Source organism: Paenibacillus sp. D51F, assembly GCF_053345695.1.
The window spans coordinates 78,174-93,106 of record NZ_JBKFAO010000002.1; the positions used below are offsets into that span (position 1 = coordinate 78,174).

At 60.7% G+C, this 14,933-nt stretch carries 16 protein-coding genes; all 16 read right to left on the reverse strand.

Annotation, left to right across the window (positions count from 1 at the left end; all coding sequences use genetic code 11):
* Positions 1 to 92 precede the first annotated feature (92 nt).
* Positions 93 to 899, reverse strand: a complete 807-nt coding sequence (gene trpA, locus ACLBWT_RS03830) for a tryptophan synthase subunit alpha (RefSeq protein ID WP_447661758.1) — start codon at positions 897 to 899, stop codon at positions 93 to 95.
* Entirely contained in the window at positions 886 to 2,091 is a 1,206-nt protein-coding gene (gene trpB, locus ACLBWT_RS03835) for a tryptophan synthase subunit beta (RefSeq protein ID WP_447661759.1), read from the reverse strand. The genes trpA and trpB overlap by 14 nt, the downstream gene beginning before the upstream one ends.
* The gene (locus ACLBWT_RS03840; RefSeq protein ID WP_447661760.1) at positions 2,088 to 2,789 is read right to left on the reverse strand and encodes a phosphoribosylanthranilate isomerase; all 702 of its coding nucleotides are present in this window, start codon (positions 2,787 to 2,789) and stop codon (positions 2,088 to 2,090) included. The genes trpB and ACLBWT_RS03840 overlap by 4 nt, the downstream gene beginning before the upstream one ends.
* The gene (trpC, locus tag ACLBWT_RS03845) at positions 2,786 to 3,583 is read right to left on the reverse strand and encodes an indole-3-glycerol phosphate synthase TrpC (RefSeq protein ID WP_447661761.1); all 798 of its coding nucleotides are present in this window, start codon (positions 3,581 to 3,583) and stop codon (positions 2,786 to 2,788) included. The genes ACLBWT_RS03840 and trpC overlap by 4 nt, the downstream gene beginning before the upstream one ends.
* Complete coding sequence (gene trpD, locus ACLBWT_RS03850) at positions 3,570 to 4,628, reverse strand: anthranilate phosphoribosyltransferase (RefSeq protein ID WP_447661762.1); 1,059 nt, start codon at positions 4,626 to 4,628, stop codon at positions 3,570 to 3,572. Before trpD ends, trpC begins: the two co-directional genes overlap by 14 nt.
* The gene (trpE, locus tag ACLBWT_RS03855) at positions 4,625 to 6,199 is read right to left on the reverse strand and encodes an anthranilate synthase component I (RefSeq protein ID WP_447661763.1); all 1,575 of its coding nucleotides are present in this window, start codon (positions 6,197 to 6,199) and stop codon (positions 4,625 to 4,627) included. Before trpE ends, trpD begins: the two co-directional genes overlap by 4 nt.
* 427 nt (positions 6,200 to 6,626) lie before the next feature.
* The gene (gene aroH, locus ACLBWT_RS03860) at positions 6,627 to 7,004 is read right to left on the reverse strand and encodes a chorismate mutase (RefSeq protein ID WP_048746911.1); all 378 of its coding nucleotides are present in this window, start codon (positions 7,002 to 7,004) and stop codon (positions 6,627 to 6,629) included.
* Entirely contained in the window at positions 7,001 to 8,104 is a 1,104-nt protein-coding gene (gene aroB / locus ACLBWT_RS03865; protein WP_447661764.1) for a 3-dehydroquinate synthase, read from the reverse strand. Before aroB ends, aroH begins: the two co-directional genes overlap by 4 nt.
* Position 8,105: 1 nt before the next feature.
* Positions 8,106 to 9,275 (reverse strand): chorismate synthase, encoded by a 1,170-nt coding sequence (gene aroC, locus ACLBWT_RS03870; protein ID WP_447661765.1) that lies wholly within the window; start codon positions 9,273 to 9,275, stop codon positions 8,106 to 8,108.
* A 324-nt stretch (positions 9,276 to 9,599) separates the two neighbouring features.
* Positions 9,600 to 10,421 carry a CheR family methyltransferase gene (locus ACLBWT_RS03875; protein WP_447661766.1) on the reverse strand — a complete coding sequence of 274 codons (822 nt, stop codon included), beginning with the start codon at positions 10,419 to 10,421 and terminating at the stop codon, positions 9,600 to 9,602.
* A complete protein-coding gene (gene ndk / locus ACLBWT_RS03880; RefSeq protein ID WP_447661767.1) occupies positions 10,393 to 10,836 on the reverse strand; it encodes a nucleoside-diphosphate kinase in 444 nt (147 codons plus the stop codon). The genes ACLBWT_RS03875 and ndk overlap by 29 nt, the downstream gene beginning before the upstream one ends.
* 42 nt (positions 10,837 to 10,878) lie before the next feature.
* Positions 10,879 to 11,853, reverse strand: coding sequence for a polyprenyl synthetase family protein (locus ACLBWT_RS03885; protein WP_447661768.1), 975 nt, complete (start codon positions 11,851 to 11,853; stop codon positions 10,879 to 10,881).
* Positions 11,854 to 11,857: 4 nt separating this feature from the next.
* Complete coding sequence (locus ACLBWT_RS03890; protein ID WP_447662236.1) at positions 11,858 to 12,712, reverse strand: menaquinone biosynthesis protein; 855 nt, start codon at positions 12,710 to 12,712, stop codon at positions 11,858 to 11,860.
* On the reverse strand, positions 12,684 to 13,340 hold the full coding sequence (locus tag ACLBWT_RS03895; RefSeq protein ID WP_447661769.1) for a UbiX family flavin prenyltransferase: 657 nt from the start codon (positions 13,338 to 13,340) through the stop codon (positions 12,684 to 12,686). Before ACLBWT_RS03895 ends, ACLBWT_RS03890 begins: the two co-directional genes overlap by 29 nt.
* A complete protein-coding gene (locus ACLBWT_RS03900; RefSeq protein ID WP_447661770.1) occupies positions 13,331 to 14,209 on the reverse strand; it encodes a UbiA-like polyprenyltransferase in 879 nt (292 codons plus the stop codon). Before ACLBWT_RS03900 ends, ACLBWT_RS03895 begins: the two co-directional genes overlap by 10 nt.
* Positions 14,206 to 14,925 (reverse strand): demethylmenaquinone methyltransferase, encoded by a 720-nt coding sequence (locus ACLBWT_RS03905; RefSeq protein ID WP_447661771.1) that lies wholly within the window; start codon positions 14,923 to 14,925, stop codon positions 14,206 to 14,208. Before ACLBWT_RS03905 ends, ACLBWT_RS03900 begins: the two co-directional genes overlap by 4 nt.
* Positions 14,926 to 14,933 lie beyond the last annotated feature (8 nt).

Here is a 14,933-nt window from a genome sequence, read left to right on the forward strand (position 1 = left end):
ACTTTAAAGCGTTGCACTATCACAAAGAGCATCGACGCCCGAAGGAAGCCGATGCTCTTTGTGAAGCCATTCAGGAATGGCTGCCGGACAGGCTAAACCCGCAATCCGGCGACAAAACGGCCGATCCGCTCGATGCCTTGCCGGTACGTCGTTTCGTCGGAGAGCAGCGGCAGCGCCTCCTCCACCTGGCGGACGATGGCGCTGCCGACGATGACTCCGTCCGCGCTGGCGCTCATCCGCTCCACCTGCTCCCGGCTGCTGATGCCGAATCCGACGGCGATCGGCAGCGGCGTCGCCTCGCGCACCGATTCCAGGAAGCCTTCGAGGCCGGCATGGAACTCGCTGCGCATGCCCGTCACGCCTAGCGAGCTCACGCAGTAGACGAAGCCCTGGGCCTCGGCGGCGATCCGCTGGACGCGCGCCTTGGAGGTCGGCGCCACGAGCGGCACGAGATGGACGCCCGCTTCCGCCGCCATCTCGCGCACCTCGCCATCCTCCTCGATCGGCAGATCCGGGATGATCAGACCGCTGATGCCCTGCTCGTGGAGCAAGGTGAAAAATCGTTCGAGGCCGTACTGGAGCACCGGATTGTAATAAGTAAAGAGGATGAAGGGCATCGTGACGCCTGCCTCCCGGGCTTTGGCCGCGACATCGACGCATGCTTCCAGCGTTATCGGATTGCGCAGAGCTCTCTCGGAAGCCTTCTGGATGACAGGGCCGTCGGCAAGCGGATCGGAATACGGCACGCCGAGCTCGATCATGTCGGCTCCGGCCTTCTCCAGCTCGACGACAATATCGACCGTCGTGCGCAGATCGGGATCACCGGTCGTGATGAATGGAATGAGCGCCGTCCGCTTCTCGGCTTTGAGCCGCTCGAAGACGAGGTCAATTGGATTCATGCTTCAGCCCTCCGAGATATCCCATAATCGTTTCCACATCCTTGTCTCCGCGCCCCGAGAGGCTGACGACGATCGTCTGGTCGGCGGGCAGGGACGGTGCAAGCTTCATCACATGCGCGATCGCATGGGCCGACTCCAAGGCGGGAATGATGCCTTCCGTCCGCGACAGCAGCTGGAGAGCCTCGAGAGCCTCGGCGTCGGTGACCGGGAAGTATTCCGCCCGTCCGACGTCCTTGAGATAAGCATGCTCGGGACCGATTCCCGGATAGTCGAGTCCGGCGGATATGGAATGCGCCGGCTGCACTTGACCCGTCTCATCCTGCAGGACGTAGCTGAGAGAGCCTTGGAAGACGCCGTGCCGGCCCTTGGTCATCGTGGCGGCATGCTCCTCCGTATCCACGCCGCGTCCGGCCGCTTCGACGCCGATCAGACGGACGGACTCGTCTCCTACGAACGGGTAGAAAATGCCCATGGCGTTGCTGCCGCCGCCGACGGCGGCCACGATATAATCCGGAAGCCGTCCCTCATCCTTTAGAATCTGCTCGCGAGCCTCGTCCCCGATTATGCGCTGGAAATCCCTTACGATCATCGGATAAGGATGGGGACCTGTCACCGAACCGAGAATGTAATACGTATCGTCCACATTGCTGACCCAGTAGCGCAGCGTTTCGTTGCAGGCATCCTTGAGCGTGCGCGTGCCGGAGAGCACCGGCACCACTTCCGCTCCAAGCAGCTGCATCCGGAACACGTTGAGCTGCTGGCGCTTCATGTCTTCCTCGCCCATGAATACCTTGCATTCCAGTCCGAGCAAGGCCGCGATCGTGGCGGAAGCGACGCCATGCTGGCCGGCGCCGGTTTCGGCGATGATTTTTTTCTTGCCCATCCGCTTGGCGAGTACGCCCTGTCCGATCGTATTGTTGATTTTATGGGCGCCTGTATGGTTGAGGTCTTCGCGCTTGAGATAGATCTTCGCTCCGCCCAGATGCTGAGTCAGCCGCTCGGCGAAATACAAGGATGTCGGCCTGCCGGAATATTGATGGAGAAGCTCGTTCACTTCAGCCTGGAAGTCAGGGTCCTGGGAATAATGCTTGTATGCCTCCTCGAGCTCGAGGAGCGCGTTCATCAGCGTCTCCGGAACGTAACGGCCGCCGAACTTGCCGAATCGTCCGCTTGCGTCTGGTACTTGAATCATGCTTGCTTCACCCTTTCCGTAAATGCCCGGATCAGCTCCGGGTCCTTGACGCCGGCGGCTTCAACGCCGCTCGAGACGTCGATGCCGTCTGGCGAGAATTGCTGAATCAGACCCGATACGTTGCCGGCATGAAGTCCTCCGGCTATGAACAGCCTCTTCCCGATGCCGCGCGCCGCAGCCTGATAGGCCGGTATGAGGCTCCAATCAAACGTCTTGCCGGTGCCGCCGCCTGCCGTATCGAGCAGGAAAGCGTCCGCTCCCGCCTCCGCGAATTCCCCGAGCTTGCGGCTGATGCCGGCCGGCGTCCCGTCCGGATCCGCATGAAGAGCCTTCCAGACCGTAACGCCCAAGCCGGAGGCGATCCGGCATAGCTCCGGCTCTTCGTCCCCATGCAGCTGCAGCGCCTGGAGCGGAGCATGCCTCAGCGCCGTTTCCAGCTCTTGCGGAGATGCATCCACGAACACGCCCACCGCTTGCGGCGACGGGAAATCTCCGCGAGCCTGGTTGGCGCCCGCACGCAGCGCTGCAATCAATGCCCCCGCCTGCTCCGGCGATACCTGCCTGCGGCTGCGGGCGAATACAAATCCCGCGTAATCCACGGGAAGCCCTCCGACGAGACTCGCCGTCGCTTCGTCCCTGATGCCGCATATTTTGAGCAGAGGATACTCCTGTCGACTTGGATATCCCGCGCCTGTCATCTCGCCGCTGCCGCTTCCATCAAGTCGAGGACTGCCTTTCCGGGATCCGGCTGGCGCATGAAATGCTCTCCGACCAGAACGCCGCAAGCGCCGACAGAGGCGACATACTCGACGTCCTCCGGCTTGGAGATCGCGCTCTCGCTGATCAGGGACACGCCCGGCGGCACCATCGCCGCCAGTCTTGCCGTCGTGCCGAGATCCGTCTCGAAGGTATGCAGGTTGCGGTTGTTGATTCCGACCAGCTTGGCCAAGCCAAGCTCCAGCACCATGTCCATCTCACGCTCGTCATGAACCTCGACAAGCACGTCGAGCCCGATCGATTCGGCGATCTCATGCAGCTCCTTCAACTCGGCCCGCTTCAGGATGGCGGCGATCAGCAGAACGGCGTCGGCTCCGATCAGCCTGGCCTCGTAGACTTGGCGGAAGTCGATGAGGAAGTCCTTGCGCAGCAGCGGCAGCTTCACCGTCCTGGAGACGGCCGTCAGATATTCGTTCGACCCCTGAAAATAGTCCCTGTCGGTAAGCACCGAAAGGCAGTCCGCTCCGGCACTCTCATAAGACCGGGCCAGCTTCTCCGGCTGGAAGTCCGGCCGGATCAGCCCTTTGGACGGAGACGCCTTCTTCACTTCCGCGACAAGCCCGACGGGACGCTTCCGTCCTGCGGTGACGGCATGGATGAATCCCCTGGCAGGCTCCATCCGCGAAATTTCCTTCTCGGCTTCTCCCAGCTTGAATCGGGAGGCAAGCTCCGCGACTTCTTCTTTTTTGGTATGGACGATCTTATCCAGAAACATGGCTGTATTCCCCCGTCTTGCGGATCAGCTGCTGCAGCTTGGCTGCTGCGGCTCCTCCGTCGATGATGCGGCGCGCCAGCTCGACGCCTTCCTCCAGCGATTGTGCCTTGTCTCCGACATAGATGCAAGCCCCGGCGTTCAAAAGAACGATATCCCGGTAGGCTCCGGTCTCTTGCCCGCTGAAGATGGCGCGGATGATCTCCGCGTTGTCCGCCGGGCTGCCTCCGGATATCGCCTCCAGCGGCCAGCGCCGCAGCCCCAGCGATTCCGGCGTCAGATCGTAGGTCCGGACCGTTCCGTCCACGGCAAGCTCCGATACCTGCGTTGCAGCGGATATGCTGATCTCATCCAATCCGTCGTAGCTGGAGACGACCATCGCCCGCTTCAGGCCGAGCCCGCCGAGGACGCGGGCAACGGATTCCGTGCGGGAGCGGTCGTACAGCCCGAGCAGCTGGCGGTCGGCTCCTGCCGGGTTGGTGAGCGGTCCAAGCATGTTGAAGATCGTGCGCACGCCTAGCTCGCGGCGCGGACCCGCCGCATGCCGCAGGGAAGGATGGTAGAGCTGCGCGAACATGAAGCAGATGCCGATCTCCTCGAGGCATTCGGCCGCCTGCACGGCGGTCAGGCTGATGTTGACTCCAAGCGCCTCCAGCACGTCCGCGCTGCCGGCCTTGCCGGACATGGCGCGGTTGCCATGCTTGGCGACCCGTACTCCGGCAGCCGCCGCGATGATGGAAGAAGAGGTGGAGATGTTGAACTTATGGATGCCCGAGCCGCCCGTGCCGCAAGTATCGAGCAGGCCGTCGCGGGTCGTGCTGACGCGGTCGGAGTAGCTGCGCATGACCTCGGCGAAGCCGCTGATTTCGTCCACGGTCTCGCCTTTCATGCGGAGTGCGGTGACGATGCCGCCGATCTGGGCTGAGGTCGCCTCTCCCTCCATGATGAGACGCATCACGCTTCCGGCTTCCTCGCGGCTCAAGCTGCCGCCGCCGATCAGGCGGCCGAGAGCATCGGTGATCGTAACTCCTTGCATCGCTTCCATCATGTCCGCGCCTCCTTCATCGTATCGGCGTAATAGTCGCTGTTGACCAGCTGCAGCTCAGGAATCCGCTTCGCAGCCGCCGGAAAAGCCGCTTCGGCGATGCGGATCGCCTTGAGCATGCCCTTGGCCTTGTTCACCGTCTCCTCGTATTCCTTGACCGGCACCGAATCCCAGACGATTCCCGCTCCGGCTTGGACATAGGCTTTGCCGTTCTTGAAGATGATCGTCCGGATCGTGATGCATGTATCCATGCTTTTGCCGCTGAAGCCGAAGTAGCCGATCGCCCCGGCATAAGCGCCGCGCGCCTCGTTCTCGAGCTCGGCGATGATTTCCATCGCTCTCAGCTTGGGCGCTCCCGACACCGTTCCGGCCGGCAGGCAGCTGATGAAGGCATCGAAGAAATCCCGGTCGCCGCGCATTTTGCCCGTCACGTTGGATACGATATGCATGACATGGGAATACCGCTCGACCTGCATGAAGGAATCGCATTTCACCGTGCCGAACTCCGCCACGCGGCCGATGTCGTTGCGGCCGAGATCGACGAGCATCAAATGCTCCGCCCGCTCCTTGTCGTCGGCGAGCAGCTCCTCTTCGAGAGCGAGGTCCTCCTCGGCAGTTCTGCCCCGCGGCCTCGTGCCCGCGATCGGCCTCGTCTCCACCTTGCCGTCGGCTACCTTCACGAGCGCCTCGGGCGACGTGCCGACGATGACTTCCTCATCCATTTTGAGATAATACATATACGGAGAAGGATTCAGCGTGCGCAGCACCCGGTATACATGGAGCGGATCCACTTCCGTCTCGACATGGAACCGCTGGGACAGAACGACCTGGAAGATGTCTCCCGCGCGGATGTACTCTTTGGCTTTGTCCACGTTCGAGAGAAACTGCTCCTTCGTGACATTGGAGCGGATATCGCCGAGATCGGGATCTTCCGGGAGAGCTCCGCCTGACGTAAGCGGAAGAGGCACCGGCTGCCGGATCCGTTCAAGCACGGAGTCGATCCTGCCCACCGCAGCGTTGTACATGCGCTCGATGTCGCTGTCCGTGGCGGCTTCGGGAATATGCACGTTGCCGATGACTTGAATCTGCTGCTTGAAGTGGTCGAAAACGATCATCGTATCGCAAAACATGAACTGAAGATCGTTCATTTGCAGGTCGTCCTGCCTGTGCCTCGGCAGATTCTCGTAGTAGTGGAGCAGATCGTATCCGAAAAATCCGACCGCCCCGCCGGTAAAGGAAGGAAGTCCTGCAAGCTCGGGGCTTCGGTATGCCCTCAATCTTGCTTTCAGCGCTTCCAGCGGCTTGCCGTCAAGCTCGATGCGCTCTCCGTTCGTTTCCATCACCATGGAACCGTTCTTGCCGCTGATCATCATGAACGGGTCCATGCCGATAAAGGAATGCCGCGCCCACTTCGCTCCGCCTTCTACGCTTTCCAGCAAGAAGGCGCGCTTCTCGCCGGCAAAATGTTGGAACAGCCGGATCGGCGTCTCCGTATCGGCCAGCAGCTGCCTTACGACCGGAATAAGGTTGTAGCGTCCTGCCATCGACTTGATCGTCTCAAGCTCTTGATTCATCGCTTATCGTCTCCTTCTTGAAATCCAGGATGGCAGTAAAGCAAAAAACGCTCCCGCATGCGCGGGAGCGTTCCAAATAGATAAGACAAAAAAGACGATGGCAGGCAAGGAATCATGCACGAACCACACTCCCTCTGCAGGAAAGTACGGCAATCGCGAATGAAGCAGCCGCAGCGGGCTGTCCTCCATGCTTCAGCTCAAACTCGGGCTCGTCTAGTCTCATCTAAGGCTCCCCGCCACTCTCGGCCCTCTTGCCGCCGGACATGTACGAAGACTGCCTTGGAAAGTCCCACTCGGACTTTGCTTAACTGCCTCAACTATACAGGACGATGACTGCAGGCGTCAAGAAGAAAGGATTGGCCTGCAAGCGCCGAATCATCAAAAAGAGGACTGAAAAGCTTCTTCAAGCTCCCTCGGCCGCAGCGTACTAGGGAGCCGATGTGCCGCTCAGATCCGGTCTCAGCGCCCTTGCGCCTTTCATGTAGACATGGCGGATCTCCCGCTGCGTCCGGTCGGTGTTGACCATCAGCATCAAGCGGATGCACCGCTCCAGGCTGCCCTTCACCGGAACTTCGACCGAACACATGAGAGGCACCAGCTCCCAGCCGTCCATTTCCCGGATCGCCTTCGCCGGGAACGCGGCGTCGAGATCGGCCGTTACCGTAATCATGACGCTGCATATGTCTTCCGGATCAATTCCGTTGTCGGCTACGATTCCCTGAAGAACCTCCAATGTCGCATCCAGAATGGGACGCTCCTCGTTGGAGTCCGCCGTGATCGCTCCTCGAATTCCTCTAACGCTCATGTCCATCTCTCCTCCCGCTTCAGCCTCTCGACGATGGCTCTCACCATGCCGGCCTCGATGTCGCTTCGAATCTCGACCGAGCCGACGGCCGTCGGCACGATGAAGGTCATCCGGCCTTCGCCGAACTTCTTGTCATGCATCATCGCTTCCATGACGGCATCGACATCGTAATGCTCCGGCAGCGTGACCGGAAGTCCTACCGATTCCAGCGCGCGCTTTGTCGTCTCGTAGACTTCCCGCGGCGCTCCAAGCTCAACGCCGAGCATGGCGGATCCGATCATGCCGATCGAGATCGCTTCTCCATGGCGCAGCTCGTCATAGCCGGCGACCGCCTCCAGCGCATGGCCGATCGTATGCCCCAGATTGAGAATGGCCCTCAGGCCGTTCTCCCGCTCGTCCTGGGAGACGACATCCGCCTTGACGGAGCAGCCCGTGTACAGAGCATGGCCGAGCACGTCCGGCTCCAGCGCAAGCAGCTGCCCCGCATGGCCGACGATCCATTCGACGAACCCGGCATCGCGGATCAAGCCATGCTTGACGACTTCGGCCAGGCCGCTGCTCACCTCGCGCGGAGGCAGCGTAAGCAGCGTATCCAGATCGTACAGCACGAGCTCCGGCTGATGGAAAGCGCCGATGATGTTTTTGGCGAGCGGGTGATTGACCGCCACCTTGCCGCCGACGCTGCTGTCATGCGCCAGAATCGTCGTCGGCACCTGGGCGAAAGAGATGCCGCGCATATAGGATGCGGCGGCATAACCAGCCAGATCGCCGACGACGCCGCCGCCGAGCGCCACGATGGCGGACTTCCGGTCCAGGCCGGCTTCGAGGCAAGCCGTCATGACGTTCTGGAACATGTCCAGAGACTTCGACTTTTCCCCGGCAGGAACGACGAACCGCGCCGCCGCATAGCCCGAAGCTTCCAGCGCCGCGGCGAGCGGCTCCAGCCATCTGTCCGCGACATTCTCGTCGGTGACGATCAGGAGCGGGGATTTGCGGCTGATTCCCTTCTCGGCGAACAGCCCGCCGGCATGCGCGATCAGCCCTTGGCCGATGTAGATGGGGTAGGATCTGTCCCCGAGGTTGACCGTGAGCTCGCGCATGCTAGTATTCCCCTACTTGACTGAGGTAGGCGTCGTAGTTGGCGCGGATTTCCTCCATGGAATCGCCGCCGAACTTTTCCAGGAACGCCCTCGCCACTTCCCAGGCGACGACATGCTCCATGACGACGCTCGCGGCCGGAACCGCGCAGCTGTCGGAGCGCTCCACTTGCGCGGTGAACGGCTCCTTCGTGTCGATATCGACGCTTGCAAGAGGCTTATACAGCGTCGGGATCGGCTTCATGACGCCGCGCACGACGATCGGCTCTCCGGTCGTCATGCCGCCTTCAAAGCCGCCAGCGCGGTTGGAGGCGCGGTGGTAGCCGCGGTCCTCGCTGTAGAGAATCGGATCATGCACCTGCGAGCCGCGCAGCACGCCGGCCTCGAATCCGATGCCGATCTCGCAGCCCTTGAACGCGTTGATGCTGACGACTGCGCCGGCAATTCGCGAATCCAGCTTCCGGTCCCACTGCACATGCGAGCCGAGTCCGACAGGAGCCCCTTCGATGATGCACTCCACGATGCCTCCGATAGAGTCTCCTTCGGCCTTGATCTGATCGATGTAAGCCGTCATCTTCTCTTCCGTCGCCTTGTCTACGACCCGGACGGACGATTGCTCCGTCAGCTCGCGAAGCTCGTCGGCGGAGAGGTTGTTCGGCGGCGCCTCGATCTCGCCGATCCGGATGACCTGGCCGGCCACCTTGATGCCGAATGCCGCCAGCAGCTGGCGGGCGACGGCGCCGACCGCCACGCGGGCAGCCGTCTCGCGCGCGCTGGAGCGCTCCAGCACGTTGCGCAGGTCCTTCAGGTTGTATTTCAAGCCTCCGTTGAGATCCGCATGGCCCGGACGCGGACGGTGGACCCGGCGCTTGGCCTCGTCGCCGCCTTCGATCGGCTCGATGTTCATGACGGAAGTCCAATGCTTCCAGTCGTTGTTCGCGACGACTAGAGCTACGGGGGCGCCGGTCGTGCGGCCATGACGGACGCCTCCGACGATATCGGCCGTATCCTTCTCGATCTGCATGCGCCTGCCGCGGCCGTAGCCGAGCTGCCTGCGGTGGAGCTGGAAGTTCAGCTCCTCGAAATCAAGCTGGAGATTGCTCGGCAACCCTTCGATAATGGCCGTCAGCTGGGGGCCGTGTGTTTCTCCCGCTGTCAGGTAACGTAAACTCATGACTAACTCCCCCTCATCATGGCAAGCGCCGGCATCGCCGGGCTCGCTTTAATACGACAACGCTTTTAAGAATGCAAGTGCCATACTGCGACAAGACGGACTGGGCGCAGCCGGAAGGAATGACCTGTCCGGGCAGCGCTCAGCCCTTTGCAATTCTTCGCCGTTCGTCCAAGTTTCTTTGCCCATTATAGTATAGCCCATCCACTTTGACAAGAAAGACCAGAGCGGTTCCCGCCGCAATGAATCGAACGCCTGCGCTTGGATTGACGACGGGGACCATGTCGCATGGACGCAAAAAAACCGGCTCTCGGGGAGCCGGCGGAATCATGCGTGGCTGCGGCGGTAGAAGAACGTGTCCGCCGGTTCCAGGCCATAGTCGCCCGGGGAGAAAATCTGCTCTGTGCTGCCCACGAACAGAATGCCTCCCGGCCTCAAGGCTGCGGCAAACCGGCGGTACAGCCCCGACTTGGCTTCCTCGGTAAAATAGATCATAACATTGCGGCAGATGATCAGATCGTACGGACCTCCAAAAGCATCATCGAGCAGGTTATGCTGCCGGAACGAGATTTTCTCGCGGATATCCTTGCGGATCCGATAGCTGTCTCCCGAGCCTTCGAAATAGCTGTCCAGCACCTTTTTCGGCACATCCTTGACGGAACGGGACGGATATGAGCCTTGAGCGGCCTTGGCAAGCACGGTGCGGTCCAGATCCGTCGCATCGATCTGGCTGCGGGACAGCGCGCCGGCTTCGTTGAGCAGAACAGCCAGCGTATACGGCTCTTCTCCGGTGGAGCATGCGGCGCTCCAGCAGCGAAGCCTCGGCGATTCGCCGAGCAGCTCGGGAAGGAACCGGCTCGCCAGCACATCCCAGCGGTTGGGATTGCGCCAGAACTCGCTTACGTTGATGGTCATCCGGTCCAGGAATTCGTCCATCAAGGCGTCGCTGCCGGACAGGGCTTTCCAATAAGCCTCGAATGTGGCGTAGCCATGCTTATGGCGCAAAGTCGTCAGCCGTCTCCGCATCTGGGCTTCCTTGTACTGGGACAGGTCGATTCGGGTAGATGAGCGGATCAAGCCGACAAAACGAAGGAAATCCTCATCCTCCGCCTTCGTCTTGTCAGATCCAGCGGGCAATGGTCCGGTCATAGTCGATAAGCTCCTCCGGGCTGAAGAACAGGCCGATTTCCCGCTTGGCGTTATCCGGGGAATCGGAACCGTGGATCAGGTTCAGGTTCGTATGTACGGCATAATCGGAGCGGATGGTGCCGGGCGCCGCCTCGGCAGCGTCCGTCTTGCCGATGAGGGCGCGGGTAAGGGCGATGACGTTGTCCCCTTCCCATACCATGGCGAAGACCGGTCCCGCGGTTATGAAAGCAAGCAGCGGCTCGTAGAAGGGCTTGCCCTTGTGCTCGTAATAATGCTGCTCCGCGAGCTCCTTGCTCACGCGCATGAATTTCGCTCCGGCCAGCTGCAGTCCCTTTTTCTCGAATCGGGTGACGATTTCGCCGATCAGGCCCCGCTGCACTCCGTCGGGCTTGACCATCAAGAACGTTCTTTCCATGCGAATTCCCTCCTGATTGCAGTCGTATGCCGGCAATTGCCGTTAATAGCTGCGTTTGTTGATGAATCGGGCAATGTCGGTCAAGTTCTTTTTCGCCGGCAAGTCCGGAAGTCCTTCCAGAGCCTGCAAAGCTTTTGCCATGAACTGCTCCGCCATCTGCTCCGCGATGCCTACGCCGACGCTCGAGCGCACGAGCTGGATGGCGCTTCGCGTATCCGAATGGCCTTCATGCTCGCGGATGACGGCGATCTCGCGCAGCAGCGGCTCGCGCAGCTCCGGCTCCTGCAGAGCAAGCAGCACCGGAAGCGTCATGTTGCCTTGGCGGATGTCGGAGCCGGGCGGTTTGCCGATCTGCTTCTCCGTGCCGAGCAGATCCAGAAGATCGTCCCGGATCTGGAACGTCATGCCGATGTTGTACCCGAACCGGTACAGCTGCCCGCTAGTCCGGCGGTCCGCGCCCGCGGCGACGGCGCCGAGCTGGCAGCTGATCGCGATGAGCAGAGCGGTCTTGCGGCGGATCCGCTTCAGATAGTTGCGGACCGACTGCTCGGTGTTGAAGAAGTCGCGTACCTGCTCCATTTCTCCAATGCACATCTCGACCATCGCCTTGGCCAGAATCTGATGCAGCTCCGGATTGGAGAACGTCGTGATCAGCTCCAGCGCCTTGGCATAGATATAGTCCCCGGTGTACATGGCGATGCGGTTGTCCCACTTGGAGCCGACGGTCGGCTGGCCGCGGCGCGTCCTGGCATTGTCGATGACATCGTCATGGACGAGGCTGGCGCTATGGATCAGCTCGAGCGTGACGGCGACCCGCTGCAGCTCCTCCAGCCGGTAATCTCCGAACCGGCCGGCGAGCAGCACGAACACAGGACGGATCCGCTTGCCTCCAGCCTGGAGCAGATGGAGCGAGGTTTCGCCGAGCAGACTGCTGTCCTCCGCGACGGCCAGCTCGAGCTGCCGTTCGATTCCATTGAGGTCGCCCTTCATTTTGGCGTACAAATCAAGAAGTTTCATGAATTCACCTGCCCGAGAATGATTGCGAGTTCAAAAATTCCAGCGCCACTTCCCGATCGATAAGCCCCATCGTGTGCGCGTGCTTATAGTACAGCTCCAGTCCCGCCCGCAGCTCCGGTCCGAAATCATAGCGCAGCCCCTGGAAATAAGCGTTCCAATAAGCCGATGTGCCGCCAACGGATGCCATGGCCCGTTCCACGAGAGGGGTCAGATCCTGCAGGCTGCGCCGCCTGCTCTCCAGCATGTCCCGATGCAGCTTGGCCAGACTGTCCGGGTGCCGGCCCACTGCGCCGCGGTCCGCCGCAACGACGGCGTAAGTCATGCCGAGTCCGGTCCAGGTATGCCACTCCTCGCCGAGATCCATCACTTCGAGCCCGTGGCTGAGCCACGACGCCTTGATCGCGCTGTCCCCGATCAGCAGGGCGGCGTCATGCTCCGCCAGCATGGAATCCAGGTCCGGTTCCATGACCGAATATTCCGGATTGCCATCATACCGCAAGGTCAGAATCATTTTGAGCAGATTGATGGAAGTCGCGGATGTACGGGTCAAGGCGATCCGGCCGCGGAGCACTTCCTTCAGAGGTTTTTTCATGAACAGCAGAATCGATTGGACCGGTCCCACCGTGCCGACGGACAAGTCCGGCAGAAGCAGGTAGCGTTCCGGATCCATTCCGTAGATGAAGGACGATACGGCAGACGCCTCGAGCTCTCCGGCCTTCAGCATCCGGTTCAGATCGGACGGCACCTTCTTGACGATCGTATACGCCTCGTCGGTATCCGGTACATAATGAAACATCGGCCATGCATTGGTGTAATCGATCCTCCCGACGTCAATCGGTCCGCTGTGAGCCATTGTCATCATCTCCCCATCTCCGGAACAAGTCGTGTTCCAGTCCCATCACGTCCATCAGCTTGCCGACCAGAAAGTCGACCAGGTCCTCCATCGTCCGGGGACCGTAATAGAAAGCCGGCATGGCCGGCACGATGGACACTCCCATTCGGGAGAGCTTCAGCATATTCTCCAAATGAACCGCATGCATCGGGGTTTCCCTAGGCATGAGGATCAGCTTGCGCCCTTCCTTCATCATCACATCCGCGGCGCGGGTCATGAGATTGTCGGAAGAGCCATGCGCGACAGCGGACAGCGTCCCCATCGAGCAGGGCACGATCGCCATGCCTTGCACCCGGTAAGAGCCGCTGGCGATATTGGCCCCGATGTCTCCATTCGGATAGAGCCGAAGCCGGCCTTCGGACAACGCATCGCCAAATGCCAGCTCAAGCGCTTCCGCCCGCTTGGAGGCATTCCAGCCCAGCTCTTCCTTCAGAACCCGCCAGCCCGAATCCGTAACGACCAGCTGCACTTGCACGCGCGCGCGGAGCAGCTCCTCCACGAGACGGACCCCATAGACAGCCCCGCTCGCTCCCGTTATGCCGACGACCCAGCGCATAGGAGCTGCAGGCGGCATCCCTCCGGTATCTAGCTCCATGCCCGAATCACCGCCAGATCAAGGATAGCGAAGGCCAGCATGGTTATGGCCAAGGCACCGTTCATCGTGAAGAACGCCGTCTGCAGGCGGCTCATGTCCGTCGGCTTCAGAATGAGATGCTCATAGAAAAGGATGCCGAGAGAAATGACGACGCCGGCCAGGTAAAGCCAGCTGAGATCCGTAATGACGAACAGCAGCAGGAAGCAGGCTGCCGTGATGACGTGGAACAGCTTCGCGATCGTCAGCGAGCGGTTGACCCCGAACCGCGCAGGAATGGAGTAGACCTTCTCCTTGCGATCGAAATCGATGTCCTGAAGCGCATAAATCGTATCGAAGCCGGCCAGCCAGAACACGATGGCGACGTAAAGCACCCATGCTCCAGGATGGAAGGAGCCGGTGACGGCTACCCAGCCGCCGAGCGGCGCCAGTCCGATCGTAAGCCCCAGGATGAGGTGGCAGAGCCAGGTGAACCGCTTGGCGTAGGAATAAATGACAAGGAAGAAAATCGCGATCGGCATCAGCTTCAGGCAGATCGGATTCAGCTGCGAGGCCGCGATGAAAAAGAGGACGAAGGAAAGGATGACGAAGAGCACAACCTCTCCTGTCTTGAGCAGACCGGCAGGAAGTGCCCTCTTTTCCGTTCTCGGATTTCGCAGGTCGATCGCCTTGTCGATGAGGCGGTTCAGCCCCATCGCCGTGCTGCGCGCCCCGATCATGGCCAGCGTAATCCATCCCGCCTCCGCCCAGGAGGGGAGATGCCCTTCCATGGTGACGGAGCCGAGCAGCATGCCCATATAAGCGAATGGAAGCGCGAAAATCGTATGTTCAACCTTGATCATTTCCAGAAAAATGCGGAGTTTGCGAATCATTTTCCTTCCGTCCCCTTCGTTCCGATATGCAGCGCTGCAATGCCCCCGGTCAGCGCGTCCGCGATCACCGACTCCAGCCCTGTCTTGCGGAACAACTCCGTCAATCCATGCCTGTCTGGAAACTGCTTGAGAGAATCCGGGAGCCACTTGTACTGCTCATACGACTTGGCGAACAGCTTGCCGAGCTGCGGCAGCAATTGCTGAAAATAGAAATAATAAATGCCCTTGAACGGCTGCCAGGTAGGCTTCGACAGCTCCAGGCAGACCACTTTGCCGCCCGGCTTCACCACCCGCTTCATCTCCCGCAGCACCTGCTCGAAATCCGGCACGTTGCGCAGGCCGAATCCGATCGTCGCGAAATCGAAGGAATCGTCGGGAAACGGCAGCTCCATGGCATTGCCGCGGATCAGCTCGATCTGTTGCCCTCGTCCTGCCTCGACGACCTTGCGCTTGCCGACATCGAGCATCGCCTGGCTGAAATCCAGCCCGACGACACGGCCGGTCGCGCTCGCCTCTGCAATGGAGAGCGTCCAGTCGCAAGTGCCGCAGCAGAGGTCGATCGCGGTCTGGCCGGACTGCACATTCATTTTGCGCATGGTGAATTTCCGCCAGGCCTTATGCCGGCGGAAGCTCAGCAAATCGTTCATCAAATCGTATTTGGGAGCGATCTTCTCGAATACGCCGTGAACGTGTCTGGCTTTTTCATTCTGTTCCATTCTCGTTG

What these genes read in the sequence shown, in the direction of transcription:
- ACLBWT_RS03890 (WP_447662236.1), bottom strand. Translation starts at nt 12,712, where the DNA reads ATGACAATGGCTCACAGCGGACCGATTGACGTCGGGAGGATCGATTAC.
- ACLBWT_RS03875 (WP_447661766.1), bottom strand. Translation starts at nt 10,421, where the DNA reads ATGACCGGACCATTGCCCGCTGGATCTGACAAGACGAAGGCGGAGGAT.
- ACLBWT_RS03885 (WP_447661768.1), bottom strand. Translation starts at nt 11,853, where the DNA reads ATGAAACTTCTTGATTTGTACGCCAAAATGAAGGGCGACCTCAATGGA.
- ACLBWT_RS03900 (WP_447661770.1), bottom strand. Translation starts at nt 14,209, where the DNA reads ATGATTCGCAAACTCCGCATTTTTCTGGAAATGATCAAGGTTGAACAT.
- trpA (WP_447661758.1), bottom strand. Translation starts at nt 899, where the DNA reads ATGAATCCAATTGACCTCGTCTTCGAGCGGCTCAAAGCCGAGAAGCGG.
- aroB (WP_447661764.1), bottom strand. Translation starts at nt 8,104, where the DNA reads ATGCGCGAGCTCACGGTCAACCTCGGGGACAGATCCTACCCCATCTAC.
- ACLBWT_RS03840 (WP_447661760.1), bottom strand. Translation starts at nt 2,789, where the DNA reads ATGACAGGCGCGGGATATCCAAGTCGACAGGAGTATCCTCTGCTCAAA.
- trpD (WP_447661762.1), bottom strand. Translation starts at nt 4,628, where the DNA reads ATGATGGAAGCGATGCAAGGAGTTACGATCACCGATGCTCTCGGCCGC.
- trpB (WP_447661759.1), bottom strand. Translation starts at nt 2,091, where the DNA reads ATGATTCAAGTACCAGACGCAAGCGGACGATTCGGCAAGTTCGGCGGC.
- aroH (WP_048746911.1), bottom strand. Translation starts at nt 7,004, where the DNA reads ATGAGCGTTAGAGGAATTCGAGGAGCGATCACGGCGGACTCCAACGAG.
- trpE (WP_447661763.1), bottom strand. Translation starts at nt 6,199, where the DNA reads ATGAATCAAGAGCTTGAGACGATCAAGTCGATGGCAGGACGCTACAAC.
- aroC (WP_447661765.1), bottom strand. Translation starts at nt 9,275, where the DNA reads ATGAGTTTACGTTACCTGACAGCGGGAGAAACACACGGCCCCCAGCTG.
- trpC (WP_447661761.1), bottom strand. Translation starts at nt 3,583, where the DNA reads ATGTTTCTGGATAAGATCGTCCATACCAAAAAAGAAGAAGTCGCGGAG.
- ACLBWT_RS03905 (WP_447661771.1), bottom strand. Translation starts at nt 14,925, where the DNA reads ATGGAACAGAATGAAAAAGCCAGACACGTTCACGGCGTATTCGAGAAG.
- ndk (WP_447661767.1), bottom strand. Translation starts at nt 10,836, where the DNA reads ATGGAAAGAACGTTCTTGATGGTCAAGCCCGACGGAGTGCAGCGGGGC.
- ACLBWT_RS03895 (WP_447661769.1), bottom strand. Translation starts at nt 13,340, where the DNA reads ATGGAGCTAGATACCGGAGGGATGCCGCCTGCAGCTCCTATGCGCTGG.